Source organism: Yersinia entomophaga, from assembly GCF_001656035.1.
GTDB lineage: Bacteria > Pseudomonadota > Gammaproteobacteria > Enterobacterales > Enterobacteriaceae > Yersinia > Yersinia entomophaga.
The window spans coordinates 1564147-1581044 of the sequence record NZ_CP010029.1 but is presented as its reverse complement, the minus strand read 5'-3'; the positions used below and the strand labels follow the sequence as shown (position 1 = coordinate 1581044).

Here is a 16898-nt window from a genome sequence, read left to right as displayed (position 1 = left end):
TTTTTAAATAGCGGAGAAGAAATCTCCGCTATTTAATATTAACACTAGAGACTAATTAACCGTCGGTTAAGCAGCAGATTCCAGCATTAGCGGGATAACGCCGGTATATCTTTCACCTGTTGCAGCATTCTGAGGAACCGTTGCGTTAACGATCAGGTCAAGATCGACATCCTTATTAAATATAGTTGCCTGCCCCACACCTACTTCTAATTCAAGACCATCGAGGTTTACCCTGAGATCTGTAAATCTTTTTTCATTTTGGGCACCCTCGTTAGCTATTAACGTTGGCTCGCTTTCCAGATAAATGCTAACCCCGGTATCGGCTGGGTTTGCACTTCTAAGCTGAACAGTTTGAGTTGATGAATAAACGGGGTTGTTATAGTCGTTTAGATTGCGAGTTAACGTTATGCTACTCAGCTTTGCATTGCGTGAATCAACTAAAGACACGAAATCGGTGATTTCTGCATCTATATCTATATTCTGTTGAGTGTAATCGGCATAGGCAGTGAAACTGGTTAAAGCAGCAAACATTAAGGCGGATAGGGTTAATTTTTTCATTATTAATTCCTTGTATTATAATATAACATTGAATTTCCTTATGCAGAGTTTATAACGGTGTTTTATTGATGATTTAAATGAAAGCCGTTAACTCTGTGCGGGACAAACACTAGCATAATTAATATCTTTTCCTCAAGGCGACATATTGTTTCTTTATCTTATTTTTTATTTTCATTTTTTGATTTGATTTCGAATTTATTATACATAGATTTTTATTATTTAATTATTTTCAATTAATGACGTGCCGTTACTTTCATTTAAATATATTACTGTTGGCTAATTTGTTTATTTGTCGATAATTGTTTTTATTTTGTCATTTCTTTGTCGCTTCATTGTCATAAAAATATTATTTTTCTGTCACTAATCGATGTCATGTTTGCTTTCGAACAAAAACTGATTTATTTCGCTCACGCGTGACCCTTTATTCATTATACGCGCGGGCCATACTTATTGATTCAGGGGCTAGACATGTTCTATCAGACTCTCCGTAAAACCGCTATTGGCGCTGCGCTCACTTTGGCATTGAGTGCCAATGCGCTCGCAGCGACAGAAATACCTTTTTGGCACTCTATGGAAGGGGAGCTAGGTAAAGAGGTTGATTCTCTAGCCCAGCGTTTTAATCAGGCTCATCCCGACTATAAAATTGTCCCTGTGTATAAAGGTAATTACGAGCAGAATCTTGCCGCGGGGATTGCCGCATACCGTTCGGGTAAGGCGCCAGCAATTTTGCAGGTTTATGAAGTCGGCACCGCTACCATGATGGCCAGTAAAGCGATAAAACCGGTCTTTGAAGTATTTAAAGAGTCCGGTGTGAATTTTGATGAGTCGGTGTTCGTTCCTACGGTCGCGGGTTATTACACTGACGCTAAAACCGGCCACTTATTATCCCAGCCGTTTAACAGCTCAACGCCGGTGCTGTATTACAACAAAGATGCGTTTAAAAAAGCCGGTCTGAACCCGGATCAGCCGCCAAAAACCTGGCAGGAACTGGCGGCAGATACTGAGAAATTACGCGCAGCCGGTATGACCTGCGGTTACGCCAGCGGCTGGCAAGGCTGGATCCAGATTGAAAACTTCAGCGCTTGGCACGGTCAGCCGATCGCCAGCAAAAATAACGGTTTTGACGGCATGGATGCGGTTCTTGAGTTCAACAAATCCCTACAGGTCAAACATATCCAGCTGCTGTCTGATATGAATAAGAAAGGTGATTTCACCTATTTTGGCCGTAAAGATGAATCTACCGCCAAGTTCTATAACGGCGACTGCGCTATGACTACTGCCTCCTCCGGTTCGCTGGCGGATATTCGTCACTACGCAAAATTCAATTACGGTGTGGGCATGATGCCTTACGACGCCGATGCTAAAAATGCGCCGCAGAACGCCATTATCGGCGGAGCCAGTTTGTGGGTCATGAATGGCAAAAATCCAGAAACTTACAAAGGCGTAGCCGAATTCCTGCAATTCCTGGTACAGCCGGAAATTGCCGCAGAATGGCATCAGAAAACCGGCTATCTGCCGATTACCACCGCCGCCTACGAACTGACCAGACAACAGGGCTTCTACGATAAGAATTCGGGGGCAGACGTTGCCACACGCCAAATGTTGAACAAGCCGCCGTTGCCTTATACCAAAGGTCTGCGTCTGGGCAACATGCCGCAAATCCGTACCCTGGTTGATGAGGAACTGGAAAGCGTATGGACAGGTAAGAAGACGCCGCAGGAAGCGTTAGACAACGCGGTAAAACGCGGTGACGTGCTGCTACGCCGCTTCGAACAAGCCAATAAGTAATTTAATTCTTCGGTGATAAACCGGAGAACACCGCCTCGCGGATAGCTGCATAGGGTTATCCGCGAGCGTGGTGTGAAGAGTTCAACATTGCAAAGAGTTAATCGGTTATGAGTACGTCCCGCCCCGGTTTTTCCTGTAGTTGGCTACCTTATTTGTTGGTACTGCCGCAGTTATTGATTACCGCCATTTTCTTCCTGTGGCCCGCGGTAGAAGCGCTGTGGTATTCGGTTCAGTCTCTCGATCCTTTCGGACTTTCCAGTGAGTTTGTCGGGCTAAGCAATTTTAGCCAGCTATTTCAGGACGAATACTATCTGGCCTCTTTCTATACCACTCTGATTTTCAGTGGATTAGTGGCTGGAATCGGTCTGGCCGTTTCGCTGTTTTTTGCCGCTTTGGTGGATTACGTCCTGCGCGGCAGCCGTATTTATCAAACGCTGCTTATTTTGCCTTACGCGGTTGCTCCTGCGGTCGCTGCGGTGCTGTGGATTTTCCTGTTTAGCCCCGGACTTGGGTTGATTACTCACTTTCTTGGGCTGTTGGGCTACAGCTGGAATCATGCCCAAAATAGCGGTCAGGCGATGTTTTTAGTGGTACTGGCCTCAGTTTGGAAGCAAATCAGCTATAACTTTTTGTTTTTCCTTGCGGCATTACAGTCCATTCCTCGTTCACTGGTTGAGGCCGCGGCGATTGATGGCGCAGGGCCGGTTAGGCGCTTCTTTAATATTGTGCTGCCGTTGATTTCCCCTGTGAGTTTTTTCCTGCTGGTGGTCAATCTGGTATATGCCTTTTTCGATACATTCCCCGTTATTGATGCCGCTACCGGCGGTGGCCCAGTGCAGTCCACGACTACATTGATTTATAAAATCTATCGCGAAGGTTTCGCCGGGTTGGATCTCTCCAGCTCCGCCGCTCAATCCGTAGTGTTAATGCTATTGGTGATAGGTTTAACGGTGATTCAGTTCCGCTTTGTTGAACGTAAGGTGCGTTACCAATGATTGAGAACCGCCGAGGGCTGGATATTTTCTGCCATGTGATGCTGATTATTGGCGTGCTGCTGATTTTATTCCCGCTGTATGTCGCTTTTGTTGCCGCTTCTCTGGATGACCAACAGGTGTTTCAGGTGCCGATAACGCTGGTTCCTGGCTCTCATTTGTGGCAAAACATCAGCAATATCTGGCACGGGGGCGTGGGCAGCAACGGCACTCCCTTTGGGCTGATGCTGTTTAACAGTTTTGTGATGGCATTTGCCATTACCGTTGGGAAAATTACGGTGTCGATTCTCTCCGCCTACGCCATCGTTTATTTCCGTTTCCCGCTGCGCAATCTGTTTTTCTGGCTGATTTTTCTCACCCTAATGCTGCCGGTGGAAGTGCGAATCTTTCCGACTATTCAGGTGATCGCCAACCTGAATATGTTGGACAGTTACACCGGATTAACGCTGCCGCTAATGGCTTCCGCGACGGCCACCTTCCTGTTTCGCCAATTCTTTATGACTTTGCCGGATGAACTGCTGGAAGCGGCGCGCATTGATGGCGCCGGTGCGATGCGATTTTTCTGGGACATCGTATTGCCGCTGTCAAAAACCAATCTGGCGGCGCTGTTCGTTATTACCTTTATCTACGGCTGGAATCAGTATCTGTGGCCGATATTGATTACCAGCGATGCCTCGATGGGCACTGCCGTAGCCGGTATCCGCAGCATGATCTCCAGTTCGGGCGCGCCGACCCAATGGAATCAGGTGATGGCGGCCATGATTCTGACGTTAATTCCACCGGTTGCGGTGGTTCTTCTGATGCAGCGCTGGTTTGTGCGCGGTCTGGTAGACAGTGAGAAGTGATCTGATATGGCATGTTTAAAGCTTCAGGCAGTAAGTAAATCCTATGACGGTGTGACGCCGGTGATCAAAACCATCGATCTAGACGTCGCCGACGGCGAATTTATCGTGATGGTTGGCCCTTCCGGCTGCGGAAAATCCACTTTGCTACGAATGGTTGCCGGGCTGGAGGCGACCACCAGCGGCGATATTTATATTGATAATCGTCGGGTGACTAATCTGGAACCCAAAGATCGCGGTATCGCTATGGTATTCCAAAACTATGCTCTTTATCCCCATATGAGCGTCTACGACAATATGGCTTACGGCCTGAAAATCCGCGGATTTGGCAAAGAGCAAATACGCCAGCGGGTAGACGAAGCGGCGCGAATCCTGGAGTTGGAACCGCTGTTGCAACGCAAACCCCGCGAATTATCCGGCGGACAGCGCCAGCGCGTGGCGATGGGGCGAGCTATCGTGCGGGAACCTGCGGTTTTTCTTTTCGATGAGCCATTGTCGAATCTGGATGCCAAGCTGCGGGTACAAATGCGTCTGGAGCTACAGCAATTGCATCGTCGATTAAAAACCACCAGTTTATATGTCACTCACGATCAGGTAGAGGCTATGACGTTGGCCGAGCGGGTCATTGTGATGAATAAAGGCGTAGCGGAACAAATCGGTACGCCGAGCGAAGTGTATAAGCGGCCGGCCAGCCTGTTTGTCGCCAGTTTTATTGGTTCTCCGGCGATGAATTTGTTAGCGGGCAGCGTTAGCGCCAACGGCGAGCAGTTTTTACTGAACGACGGAACTTGTATCCCGCTTGAGCATGCTAAACCGGAATGGGCGGATCGGCGGTTGACCTTGGGTATCCGACCAGAGCATATTCAACTCAGTACGTTAGAGCAGGGCGGAGTAGCGCTAAACTTGCTAACGCTGGAATTGCTAGGGGCGGATAATCTGGCTCATGGACGCTGGGATGGACAGGGTGTGATTGCTCGTCTTTCCCATGAGAATATGCCAGATGTGGGCAGTACCTTATATGTCACGCTGCCCGCGCAAGCGCTGCATTTTTTTGATACCGAAAGCGGATTACGGATGGAATGATGAATATAAACTGGCCTTATCCTCCCATTGTTGCTCATCGCGGCGGTGGTTCACTGGCTCCAGAGAATACGCTGGCGGCCATTGACGTCGGCGCGCGCCATGGCCACAAAATGATTGAGTTTGACGCCAAACTTTCTCAGGACGGCCAGATATTTTTACTCCATGACGATACGCTGGAGCGCACCAGCAACGGCTGGGGCGTTGCGGGGGATTTGCCCTGGGATAAATTGGTTCAACTCGATGCCGGTAATTGGTTTAGCTCAGCGTTTAAGGATGAGCGGCTGCCTTTGCTGTCTGAAGTGGCGGCGCGCTGCGCTGAGCACGGTATGGCGGCGAATATCGAAATAAAACCCACCACCGGCGTAGAAGCTTACACTGGCCGCGTCGTTGCGCTGGCGGCTCGGTTGTTGTGGGAAGGTCAGGCTATTCCTCCGTTGCTTTCCTCTTTTTCTGTTACCGCGCAGGAAGCGGCGCAGGAAGCGGCCCCAGAACTGCCACGCGGGCTGTTACTGGACGAATGGGATGAAAACTGGTTTGAGCTGACGCGGCGTCTGAACTGCGTATCTTTGCATATTAATCATAAACAGCTGACGGCGGAGCGCGTGGCGCTATTGAAAGCCGCCGGATTGCATATTTTGGTGTATACGGTGAATAAGCCGGAGCGGGCGCGGGTATTGTTAGATTGGGGCGTTGACTGTATCTGCACCGACCGTATAGATTTGATCGCAGTGGATTTTGCCGAACGCTGACCCGTCAGACTCCTGTTGGTATTAGGTCAGCCTCCGTTATCAGGCGGGCTGACCCTAACCCGCGACAGGAATATTATTCATGCCCGCCTTTATCTTTTCCCTCTGGCATCAGATCTTGTTGTCTATGCCGTTATTTGTATTGTTGGTTCTGGGATATGGGTTGGTCAGAATCGGAAAATGGACGTCAAACATTACCGATGGCCTGACGCGCTTCGTTTTTTCCCTCGCTTTACCGGCCATGCTATTCCGGATGATGAGTAATTTTGCCGATCGGCCTGCGGTAGACGCGCGCCTGCTAATCGCCTTTTTCGGCAGTTGTCTGTTGGTGTTTATTCTTGGGCGAATCATTGGCCGGCGGGTATTCAAGTTGGACGGTGTTTCCGGCTCGGTATTCGCTTTGGGCGGCATATTTTCCAATAACGTGATGCTGGGTTTACCCATAGCCACTTTGATGCTGGGGGAAGAATCTATTCCAGCGGTGGCGTTGGTTTTAGTGTTTAACGGTCTGATTTTATGGACGTTAGTCACGGTGTCGGTGGAATGGGCGCGTAACGGTTCGCTGACGGTGCAAGGCTTTGCCAAGACCGCGCGCAGTGTTTTAACCAACCCGCTGATTATTGGCATTATCTCCGGCACTTTATTCAGTCTGACAGGATGGAAATTGCCGCCGATGATCGATCAGCCGGTCAGTATGTTGGGGCAGGTTGCGCCGCCGCTGTCATTGGTGGTACTGGGTATGGGATTGGCGGAATACCGTGTCAGCGATGGCTGGCGTATCAGCAGTGCGATGTGTTTTCTGAAGCTGATCGTTCAGCCATTGGCGGTGTGGGTTCTAGCATGGGCCATGGGCTTACCACCGCTGGAAACTCAGGTGGTGGTATTGCTTGGCTCGATGGCGACCGGAGTCAACGTGTATCTGATGTCGCGACAATTTAACGCATTGACCGGCCCGGCCGCTGCCAGTTTAGTGATGTCTACCGCGTTGGCTGCAATAACTACGCCGCTGATTTTAACACTAATGGGCGTGAGAATCTGAGCGTTATTGGGCAGGTTTTACCGGCTGAATACTCGGTACCGTTGGCGTCGTTCGCTTGAAAGGATCGGCGGGGGGAGCAATCGGAGCCACCGGTGTTGGCTGTAACAAACGGCGCTGATCCTGCGAATATTGATATTGCTGCTGCAAGCGGCGCTGTTCTTGCTGTTGATTTATCAAAGTTCGCTGCTGTTGGTGCAGTTCACTTTGTTGATTTAATACGCGCTGTTGCTGCTCCAAAGGCGTTGGCGTCAGGCTGTTTTGTGCCAATACTACGGTGGGCAGAAGTAGAGCGCCCAGCAGAAAATGTATTTGTCTCATCTTAAATTCCTTATTTCTGGTTGCCAGAATCTGCGAAAGACAATCAATCGAACAATAATTATGCATACGTCAACCATGTTGGTGCAAAATTCAGCTCTCGCTTCCGATACAATTGGTTTTTATTTCTTCGATGAGCTTAACCTATCGTGTTGTTATTGGTTATTACCACTATCTTGTGGGCATTTTCTTTCAGCTTAATCGGCGAATATCTGGCGGGTCAGGTCGATAGCTGGTTCTCCGTGCTGATGCGCGTTGGTTTAGCCGCCGTGGTTTTCCTGCCGTTTATTCGCTGGAAGAATATTCAGGGCAGAGTGATTGCGCTGTATATGGCCGTTGGCGCTATTCAGTTAGGTATTATGTACCTGTTCAGCTTCCGTGCTTATTTGTATCTCAGCGTGCCGGAGTTCCTGCTGTTTACCGTGATGACGCCGCTGTATGTCACTCTGATTTATGATCTTCTCCGCGGTCAGCGGCTACGCTGGGGTTATGCACTCAGTGCTTTATTAGCGGTAGTGGGCGCGGCTATCATTCGTTATGACCATCTGAGCGAGCATTTCTGGCTGGGATTGGCTTTAGTTCAGGCGGCGAATGTTTGTTTTGCTATTGGACAGGTTGGCTACAAACGCCTGATGGAAGTGCATCCGATTCCGCAGCACACCGCTTTTTCCTGGTTTTATCTGGGAGCCTTGTTGGTCGCAGTCGTCGCTTGGTTCGCCTTTGGTAACGCAAATAAACTCCCAACCACCGAGTTGCAGTGGGGCGTTTTGATTTGGCTGGGCGTTGGAGCTTCCGCACTGGGTTATTTTATGTGGAACTACGGTGCCACGCAGGTTGATGCGGGCACCCTCGGCATTATGAATAATGTCCATGTTCCTGCTGGCCTATTGGTCAACCTGGCTATCTGGCAGGAAAAACCGCATTGGCCGAGCTTTATTATTGGTGGGACGGTGATAATGGCCTCTCTGTGGGTACACCGGCGTTGGGTCGCTCCGCATTCTTTACAAAAGGTAGATGAGCGCAAGCGTGCTGACGCGCCGAACGAATAAATGCTTCCGTTACCGGCTGGCGCTGCTCTCCGTCACGGACAGCGGCGTACAGTCGGCTCCATAGACCTTCCCCCAGTGTTTTCGTTACGACTAAACCCTGACGTTCAAAACTCTCCACCACCCAATGCGGCAAAGCGGCAATACCCATACGTGCGGACACCATTTGGATCAATAACAAGGTGTTATCGACATTTTTTAGCGCGGGGCTAACGCCTGCTGGCTGTAGGAAATGACGCCAAATATCCAGGCGTTGGCGCTGAACCGGATAAATCATCAGAGTTTCATCGGTTAAATCTTCTGGTTCAATGCGTGCTTTCGCTGCCAGCGGATGATCCGGCGACAGCACCAGACGGACTTCAAAATCAAACATTGGCGAGTAATGCAAACCGCTGCGGGGCAGAATGTCAGACGTCAGTACCAGATCAAGTTCACCTTGTTGTAGCGCGGGCTGCGGATCAAAAGTGACCCCTGATTTGAAATCCATCGCGACCTGCGGCCAGTTCTGGTGAAAATTGTCCAAAGCTGGAGTTAGCCACTGAATACAACTATGGCATTCAATAGCGATCCGCAGGGCCGTTTGATGGGGTTCTTTGCAGGTTTGCAGTGCCTGTTTGATTTGCGGCAAGACTTGCTCGGCCAACTGCAAGAGAATTTCTCCCTGAGTAGTGAAACGCAGAGGCTGGCTTTTACGTACAAACAAACGGAACCCCAGACGCTGCTCCAAATCACTGAACTGATGTGACAGGGCAGATTGGGTTTGATGAAGTTGTGTAGCTGCCGCAGCCAGCGATCCGGTATTACGCAGGGCTTGCAGTGTGCGTAAGTGTTTCAGTTCGATCATGAGAGTCCTTCACAGTGACAGTGAAAAAATTGCGCTTGTGGTTAATACAGTACCTGCTGATTATGGATGTGTAAACATCTGGATGGCTAAATGGAGAGTATGACGATGGCAATTTTAAATCACACACTGGGTTTTCCACGCGTTGGTCTGAAACGTGAACTAAAAAAAGCACAAGAAAGTTACTGGGCAGGCAACATCACGCAGGAAGAATTGCTCAATGTGGGGCGCGAATTGCGGGCTCGTCATTGGCAGCAACAGCAGCAAGCCGGCGTGGATCTGGTTCCGGTGGGCGATTTCGCCTGGTACGACCATGTGTTAACCACGAGTTTGTTGCTGGGTAACGTTCCGGCACGCCACCAGAATGCTGATGGGAGTATCGATCTGGATACATTATTCCGCATTGGTCGTGGTCGTGCGCCAACCGGTAAACCGGCAGCGGCGGCAGAAATGACCAAATGGTTCAATACCAACTACCACTACATGGTGCCCGAGTTCCAGCAAGGGCAGGAATTCAAGCTTGGTTGGACGCAATTGCTGGATGAAGTCGACGAAGCGCTGGCGCTCGGACACAAAATCAAGCCGGTACTGCTTGGCCCGATAACCTATCTGTGGCTGGGTAAAGTCAAAGGTGAGCAATTTGACCGTTTAACCTTACTGAAAGATATCTTACCGGTGTATCAGCAAGTTTTGGCCGAGCTGGCTAAACGTGGCATCGAGTGGGTACAAATCGACGAGCCGGCGCTGGTACTGGAGCTGCCTAAAGAATGGCGGGATGCTTACCAACCGGCTTACCAGTCGCTACAAGGGCAGGTTAAACTATTACTAACCACCTATTTCGATAGCATCGGCCACAATCTGGATACTATTCGCGCTCTGCCGGTTCAGGGGCTGCATGTAGACGTAGTGGCTGGTAAAGACGATATCGCTACGCTGAATGAGAAACTACCCAAAGATTGGCTGCTGTCGCTCGGTGTGATTAATGGTCGTAATGTGTGGCGTGCCGATCTGAGCACATGGTTCGAACGTTTGCAGCCGTTGGTCGGCAGTCGTCAACTATGGCTGGGGACTTCTTGTTCGTTATTACATAGCCCAATCGATCTCAGTGAAGAAACCCGTTTGGATGCAGAAGTGAAAAACTGGTTTGCTTTTGCGCTGCAAAAATGTGCAGAATTGTCTCTGTTAACCAAAGCGCTGAATGCGCCAGACGAAGAAAAACTAGTAAAATTAGCGAATTACAGCGCTCCAATTCGCGCTCGTCAGTCCTCTCGTCGGGTTCATAATCCACACGTGGAACAACGTCTGGCGGCTATAACGCCGAAAGACAGCGAGCGCCAAAACCCGTACCCACAGCGTGCCGAAGCGCAGCGTAAACGCTTTAATTTACCGGCCTGGCCGACCACCACCATAGGGTCTTTCCCGCAAACCACTGAAATTCGTGGCTTGCGTCTGGACTTCAAACAAGGTCGCCTGGATGGCAAAAATTATCGCACCGGTATCAGCGAGCATATCAAACAGGCGATTGCCGAGCAGGAGCGGCTGGGGCTGGATGTGTTGGTTCACGGTGAAGCTGAACGCAACGACATGGTTGAATACTTTGGTGAACATTTGGATGGCTTCGTCTTTACGCAAAACGGTTGGGTACAGAGCTACGGTTCCCGCTGTGTAAAACCGCCGGTCATTATCGGTGATATCAGCCGCCCAGAAGCGATTACCGTTGAATGGGCCCAATATGCGCAATCCCTGACTGACAAGCCGGTGAAAGGCATGTTAACCGGGCCGGTCACTATCCTATGCTGGTCATTCCCGCGGGAGGATGTGAGCCGTGAAACCATCGCCAAGCAAATTGCGTTGGCGCTGCGTGATGAAGTGGAAGATTTGGAAAAAGCCGGTATCGGTATTATCCAGATTGATGAACCCGCGCTGCGTGAAGGTTTACCCCTGCGTCGGGCTGAATGGCAGGCCTATCTGGACTGGGCAGTGGATGCATTCAAGCTGAATGCCGCCGTGGCGCAGGATGATACTCAAATCCATACCCATATGTGTTACTGCGAGTTCAACGACATCATGGATTCTATCGCTGCGTTGGATGCGGATGTGATTACCATCGAAACCTCCCGCTCAGATATGGAACTGCTTGAGTCATTTGAAGACTTTGACTATCCAAATGAGATTGGACCCGGCGTTTATGATATTCACTCGCCGAACGTGCCTAGCGTGGAATGGATTGAAGCCTTGCTACGTAAAGCGGCCCAGCGAATCCCGGCTGAACGCCTGTGGGTTAACCCGGATTGTGGCCTGAAAACTCGTGGTTGGCCAGAAACCCGTCAGTCACTGGCCAACATGGTCTTGGCGGCCCAGCGGCTGCGTGAAGAGCAAGCCTGATTATTTATCACTGAATCAAAGGCGCAGTGGCGGCCTTGCTGTTGATGGCAAGCCTATGCAGTTACCCCGAAGCTGGTGGGGCGACTGCACCGAGAGGGGGGCCGACGGCTCACGCTGTTCCGACCCATTCGGCACATGTCTCCGCTTCTCAACTTTGTTAGCGCCCTTTTTTATAGCTGATAGGTACTGACGGTGAAACCGCTATTGGAGAATAGAAGTATCAAATTGATGCGTGCAGAATTTTGTGCGACTGATAGATAAAAACCTCCCCCTATCTTGCTGCTGGGGGAGGTTTATGCCGAAGTGGGAATGTTGGTGAAAGATATGGATTGAAACGTTTAAGAGGCATCATCGACCGGTTTATGGGCATTGACGCCGTGGCGAGCAAACCAGTCCAACATTCGCTGCCAGGCATCCTGAGCGGCTTCCGCATTGTAGTTAGGCCGATAATCGGCGTTAAAGGCGTGGCCCGCTTCCGGGTAAACAATAATTTCAGCGTCGGCATTGGCGGCACGTAGTGCATGACGCATGGTTTCTATCTGATCTTGTGAAATTCCTGAATCCTGCCCGCCGTACAGGCCCAGTACTGGAGCGGAAAGGTTGATCGCAATATCAACGGGATGTTTCGGGCTATTAAGGCTTTTATCCCCAATAAGTTTCCCATACCAGGCTACTGCCGTTTTCAACTGAGGATTATGCGCCGCATAAAGCCAGGCGATACGCCCTCCCCAGCAAAAACCGGTTATCGCTAACTTACTGATATCCCCACCGTGGCGGGAGGCCCAGTTAACCGTATGATCCAAATCCACTAATACTTGTCGGTCGGGGATCTTATTGACCAACTGGCTGACTAACGGCCTCATATCATTGTATTCGCTGGCATCACCTTGGCGGAAATACAGCTCGGGAGCGATGGCCAAATAGCCCTGTTTCGCTAAGCGGCGGCAAATATCCCGAATGTGTTCATGCACGCCGAAGATTTCATGCACTACAATCACCACCGGGCAAGGGCCATTATGTTGTGCCGGTTTAGCGAGATAAGCTGGCAGCAAATCACCCTGCGACGGGATTGTAGTATCACCGGCCTGAATGCCTTTTTTATCGGTATGAATAACGGAGGAGGCCAACGGATTAACGGCCGGCGTGAACTTTCCGGCTGTTTGCCTGAGAGTAATGAGTGGGTCAGTCTTCATAATGGTCTCCCTGAAGTTAGCGAATGAGTTTTCCGGATTTAACTATAGGTAATATTTGCAATTAATGGCGGAAAGGCGATGTCGTAACGGATTAAATGTGTGCTCGAACGGTGAAAAGGTGAGCTGACACACACTCTGTTTTCGGCCGTTGAGTGAATCTGGATGCTGTTACTCTTATTTAGGGCTTTTAAAGCACAAAAAATAACCTGAACGGTGTTATTTTGTGATTTTTGTCACACTTTATTTGTTCTTATACATTCTATTTCTTCTATCAAAGTGACTGCTATCACGAAATAATTCGGTGATATTGAGTAAAGTAGTTCTTTGTTCCTCCCTACAATATTTCTCATGAAAGAGGAGTCTCACATGTCTAAATCCGATGTTTTCCACCTTGGCCTCACGAAGGACGATCTGAAAGGGGCTACTTTGGCCATCGTTCCGGGTGATCCACAACGTGTTGAGAAAATTGCAAAATTAATGGATAACCCAGTACATCTGGCTTCTCATCGTGAATTTACCTCATGGCGTGCAGAATTGGACGGTAAGGCAGTTATCGTTTGTTCAACCGGTATCGGCGGCCCGTCAACCTCTATCGCCGTGGAAGAATTGGCTCAGTTGGGCGTACGTACCTTCCTGCGCATCGGCACTACCGGTGCTATTCAGCCTAACATCAACGTCGGTGACGTTCTGGTAACCACAGGCGCAGTGCGTTTGGACGGTGCCAGTCTGCATTTCGCACCGATGGAGTTCCCTGCGGTTGCTGATTTCGCTTGTACTACCGCCTTGGTTGAAGCGGCTAAATCCATTGGCGCGACCACGCATATTGGTGTCACCGCCTCGTCCGATACTTTCTATCCGGGTCAGGAACGTTACGATACTTTCTCTGGTCGCGTAGTGAGCCGTTTCCGTGGCTCGATGGAAGAATGGCAGGCTATGGGCGTGATGAACTATGAGATGGAATCCGCTACGCTGTTGACTATGTGCGCCAGCCAAGGCCTGCGCGCCGGTATGGTTGCCGGTGTTATCGTAAACCGTACCCAGCAAGAAATTCCTAACGCAGAGACTATGCAAAAAACCGAAAGTCATGCGGTAAAAATCGTGGTTGAAGCAGCTCGTCGCTTGTTGTAATCGCGTGTCGGGCTGCCTCTGGTGGCCCGTTCTTTCCTTCCACTGATAATCTGGTAAGGTTTTACCTCTTATAATGGACGATATAATAAGAGGATATTATGACTACCCCTTTTACACAGCATCCCTCACTGGTTCCGCTTGATGGCGGTATTAACTTCCGTGATTTTGGCGGTTACCTGGCAGCCGATGGCCGCAGAGTTAAGCGAGGATTACTGTTTCGCTCCGGTTCATTAGATCGGTTGAGTGAAAAAGACCGTACTTTTCTGCATAAGCGTGCCGTTGGCCATATACTGGATTACCGTGATGCCGATGAAGTTCAGGCTAAACCCGATATCCTTTGGCAAGGAGCCACATACCATCATTTCCCCGCGAACCCTCTCAGTACCGACGTCAACGCCAATCTGGATAAGCTCAGTAACGAAACGCTAGCCGAGTTTGATGCTCGTTCATTTATGCTGGAGCTTTATCGCCGCTTGCCTTTTAACAACTCGGCTTACCGACAGTTAGTTCATTTATTGCGTAATTCTGAAGGTACTGGCGTAGTGCAGCACTGTGCCGTAGGAAAAGACCGCACTGGCGTTGGTTCCGGGTTGGTATTGTTTGCGCTGGGAGCCGATGAAGCAACGGTTCTGGAGGATTACTTGCTAACTGAAACGACGCTCGCGCCGTTCCGCGAATTAATGTTGAGCGAACTGGCTAAAAAGCTTCACGATAATGCGTTGAATCAGTTCGCTTACGTGCTTTCAGCCAGAGAAGAATTCCTTCATACCGCATTAACCAGCATTAATGACCGCTATGGTAATCGTGATAACTGGTTACTGCAGGAGTTCGGTCTGGGTCGTGCTGAAAGAGAGCAACTTCAGTCGTATTATCTTGAGTAACTCTTAAATATAAAACTCATTTTTTGTGATTAATATCATATTGTTGGCGGCGGTACCGTCGTCAGCTTTTTGCTTCTTTCGTATATCTTCAATTTTCCGATCGCCACTTAGCGGCGTTTTGTGACCGCTTAATCATGCTGGCGACCGCTTAATCAGATCCTCAGCGCTTCTCTTATAGGCCAGGCGTATGTTAACGCCTGATAAATTCCCTGGAGAGAATAATCATGCAACATGCGATTACCTTTGTTATCGCCACAGTATGTATTCTGACGATCTGCTACCGCTTATACGGTATCTTTTTTGTTCGGAAAGTACTGCAGGTCGATGATACTGAAATTACACCTTCCCACACCTTCGAAGATGGTAAAGATTACGTTCCTACTAAAAAATGGGTCAACTTTGGCAGCCACTTTGCGGCTATCGCAGCAGCGGGGCCCTTGGTTGGCCCCGTGCTGGCGGCGCAATACGGTTACTTACCGGGTTTCCTGTGGCTGTTAATCGGCTGTGTCATCGGTGGCGCTGTCCACGATACCGTCGTGCTGTTTGCCTCGATGAAACATCAGGGTAAATCTCTTTCTGAAGTCGCAAAATCCGAACTGGGGCCGATTGCCGGCTGGTGTACCGGTTTGGCTATGTTGTTCATCATCACAATCACTATGGCCGGTTTATCTATGGTTGTGGTGCATGCGTTGGAGCGCAACCCTTGGGGGGCTTTCGCGGTATTCATGACCATTCCTATCGCCATTTGCGTAGGTTTGTGGGAGCGAATGACCGGCAGCATGAGAGGCGCTTCCTACGTGGGTATTGCCGCGATTATGGTCTGTGTTTTCGTGGGCCCTTATATCGAAGGAACCTGGCTGGGTGAATGGCTGACGTTGAAAGCCAATACCGTCAGTATCATTCTGCCTTTGTATGCCTTCTTCGCGACCGCTTTGCCGGTGTGGATGCTGTTAACTCCGCGCGGTTATCTGTCTAGCTTTATGAAGATTGGTGTATTTGGCGCGTTGATAATCGGCGTTGTTTTCATTAACCCGGAAATTCAGTTCCCTGCCGTTACTCAGTTTATCCACGGCGGTGGCCCGGTTCTGGCTGGCCCGGTCTGGCCGTTTATTTCTATTACCATTGCCTGTGGCGCAATCTCTGGTTTCCACGCATTTATCGGTTCTGGCACCACGCCGAAACAGATTGATAAGTGGAGCGATATTTTACCGGTAGGTTTTGGCGCTATGCTGGCCGAGTGTATGGTTGGCGTCATGGCGCTGATCGCTGCAACTTCATTGCATCCCGCTGATTATTTTGCAATTAACTCCTCTGCGGAAGCTTGGGGCGCGTTGGGCATGGATGTGGTTAACCTACCAACGCTAAGCCAGGAGATCGGTCTGGATCTCTACGGTCGTACCGGTGGCGCAGTTACTCTTGCCGTAGGTATGACAGATATCTTTATCCGCGTGCCATGGTTCAGCAGTCTGGCGGCCTACTTCTTCCAGTTTGTTGTCATGTTTGAAGCCGTATTTATCCTGACCGCCGTAGACTCCGGTACCCGCGTTGCACGCTATCTGCTGCAAGATTTCCTCGGCGATATCTGGGCACCACTGAAACGTACGGATTGGCTACCGGGTACTCTGGCTTGTAGCGTTATCGCCTGTGCGCTGTGGGGCTATTTACTGAACTCTGGTGATATCAACTCCGTTTGGGCGCTGTTCGGCGTATCAAACCAGTTAATGGCATCCGTTGGCTTGATTATTGGTGCAACCATTATCCTGCGTTTGGCTACCAAACGTATCTATATGCTGACCTGTATTATCCCGCTGGCTTACCTGTTTGTTACCGTAAATTATGCCGGTTATTGGATGATCAGACATGTGTACTTTAACTCTGCGGCTTCGGGCTACAACCTGTTTAACGGCATCATATCCATCATTATGATGACGCTAGGCGTAATCATCCTCATCGCCGCTTTGAGAAAATGGCGTGAGCTTTGGACTCGTCGTTCCGCCGAGATGTCTAAGCGCTCCGTCACGGCAAATGCCTGACATATTTAATTCTGTACGTTAACCTGTT

The 16898-nt window shown here is 49.8% G+C and carries 15 protein-coding genes; 11 read left to right on the top strand and 4 right to left on the bottom strand.

Going from position 1 to position 16898, the window contains the following annotated elements; translation table 11 throughout:
* Positions 1-66: 66 nt before the first annotated feature.
* Positions 67-558 carry a CS1 type fimbrial major subunit gene (locus PL78_RS07195; RefSeq protein ID WP_064514325.1) on the bottom strand — a complete coding sequence of 164 codons (492 nt, stop codon included), beginning with the start codon at positions 556-558 and terminating at the stop codon, positions 67-69.
* A gap of 468 nt (positions 559-1026) precedes the next feature.
* Here PL78_RS07195 and ugpB point away from each other — a divergent pair, with 468 nt between their 5' ends.
* The 6 genes from ugpB (at position 1027) to PL78_RS07165 (ending at position 7048) form a co-directional block, all read left to right on the top strand.
* The gene (ugpB, locus tag PL78_RS07190) at positions 1027-2346 is read left to right on the top strand and encodes a sn-glycerol-3-phosphate ABC transporter substrate-binding protein UgpB (RefSeq protein ID WP_064514323.1); all 1320 of its coding nucleotides are present in this window, start codon (positions 1027-1029) and stop codon (positions 2344-2346) included.
* A gap of 107 nt (positions 2347-2453) precedes the next feature.
* Positions 2454-3341, top strand: coding sequence for a sn-glycerol-3-phosphate ABC transporter permease UgpA (gene ugpA / locus PL78_RS07185; RefSeq protein WP_064514321.1), 888 nt, complete (start codon positions 2454-2456; stop codon positions 3339-3341).
* On the top strand, positions 3338-4183 hold the full coding sequence (gene ugpE, locus PL78_RS07180) for a sn-glycerol-3-phosphate ABC transporter permease UgpE (RefSeq protein WP_064514319.1): 846 nt from the start codon (positions 3338-3340) through the stop codon (positions 4181-4183). Before ugpA ends, ugpE begins: the two co-directional genes overlap by 4 nt.
* A 6-nt stretch (positions 4184-4189) precedes the next feature.
* A complete protein-coding gene (locus PL78_RS07175; protein ID WP_064514318.1) occupies positions 4190-5263 on the top strand; it encodes a sn-glycerol-3-phosphate import ATP-binding protein UgpC in 1074 nt (357 codons plus the stop codon).
* Positions 5263-6012 (top strand): glycerophosphodiester phosphodiesterase, encoded by a 750-nt coding sequence (gene ugpQ / locus PL78_RS07170; RefSeq protein WP_064514316.1) that lies wholly within the window; start codon positions 5263-5265, stop codon positions 6010-6012. Before PL78_RS07175 ends, ugpQ begins: the two co-directional genes overlap by 1 nt.
* Positions 6013-6091: 79 nt before the next feature.
* Entirely contained in the window at positions 6092-7048 is a 957-nt protein-coding gene (locus PL78_RS07165) for an AEC family transporter (RefSeq protein WP_064514314.1), read from the top strand.
* A 3-nt stretch (positions 7049-7051) separates the two neighbouring features.
* Here the strand turns inward: PL78_RS07165 and PL78_RS07160 are convergent, their stop codons facing one another.
* Positions 7052-7366, bottom strand: a complete 315-nt coding sequence (locus PL78_RS07160; RefSeq protein WP_064514312.1) for a hypothetical protein — start codon at positions 7364-7366, stop codon at positions 7052-7054.
* Between the two features lie 146 nt (positions 7367-7512).
* On the opposite strand from PL78_RS07160, the gene PL78_RS07155 reads away from it, so the two are divergent.
* Positions 7513-8412: a carboxylate/amino acid/amine transporter gene (locus PL78_RS07155; protein ID WP_064514310.1), complete on the top strand. Its 900-nt coding sequence runs from the start codon at positions 7513-7515 to the stop codon at positions 8410-8412.
* Here PL78_RS07155 and metR read toward each other — a convergent pair.
* On the bottom strand, positions 8300-9253 hold the full coding sequence (gene metR / locus PL78_RS19540; protein WP_071889777.1) for an HTH-type transcriptional regulator MetR: 954 nt from the start codon (positions 9251-9253) through the stop codon (positions 8300-8302). The genes PL78_RS07155 and metR overlap by 113 nt on opposite strands.
* A gap of 105 nt (positions 9254-9358) precedes the next feature.
* On the opposite strand from metR, the gene metE reads away from it, so the two are divergent.
* The gene (gene metE / locus PL78_RS07140; RefSeq protein WP_120806492.1) at positions 9359-11635 is read left to right on the top strand and encodes a 5-methyltetrahydropteroyltriglutamate--homocysteine S-methyltransferase; all 2277 of its coding nucleotides are present in this window, start codon (positions 9359-9361) and stop codon (positions 11633-11635) included.
* 338 nt (positions 11636-11973) lie between these two features.
* Here metE and PL78_RS07135 read toward each other — a convergent pair whose 3' ends face one another.
* Positions 11974-12828 (bottom strand): dienelactone hydrolase family protein, encoded by an 855-nt coding sequence (locus tag PL78_RS07135; RefSeq protein WP_064514304.1) that lies wholly within the window; start codon positions 12826-12828, stop codon positions 11974-11976.
* A gap of 366 nt (positions 12829-13194) precedes the next feature.
* On the opposite strand from PL78_RS07135, the gene udp reads away from it, so the two are divergent.
* The 3 genes from udp to PL78_RS07120 all read left to right on the top strand — a co-directional run bounded on the left by udp (position 13195) and on the right by PL78_RS07120 (position 16870).
* Positions 13195-13956, top strand: a complete 762-nt coding sequence (gene udp / locus PL78_RS07130; RefSeq protein WP_049600980.1) for a uridine phosphorylase — start codon at positions 13195-13197, stop codon at positions 13954-13956.
* Positions 13957-14054: 98 nt separating this feature from the next.
* On the top strand, positions 14055-14837 hold the full coding sequence (locus PL78_RS07125; protein WP_064514302.1) for a tyrosine-protein phosphatase: 783 nt from the start codon (positions 14055-14057) through the stop codon (positions 14835-14837).
* Between the two features lie 224 nt (positions 14838-15061).
* Entirely contained in the window at positions 15062-16870 is a 1809-nt protein-coding gene (locus tag PL78_RS07120; protein ID WP_064514300.1) for a carbon starvation CstA family protein, read from the top strand.
* The last annotated feature ends 28 nt before the right edge of the window (positions 16871-16898 follow it).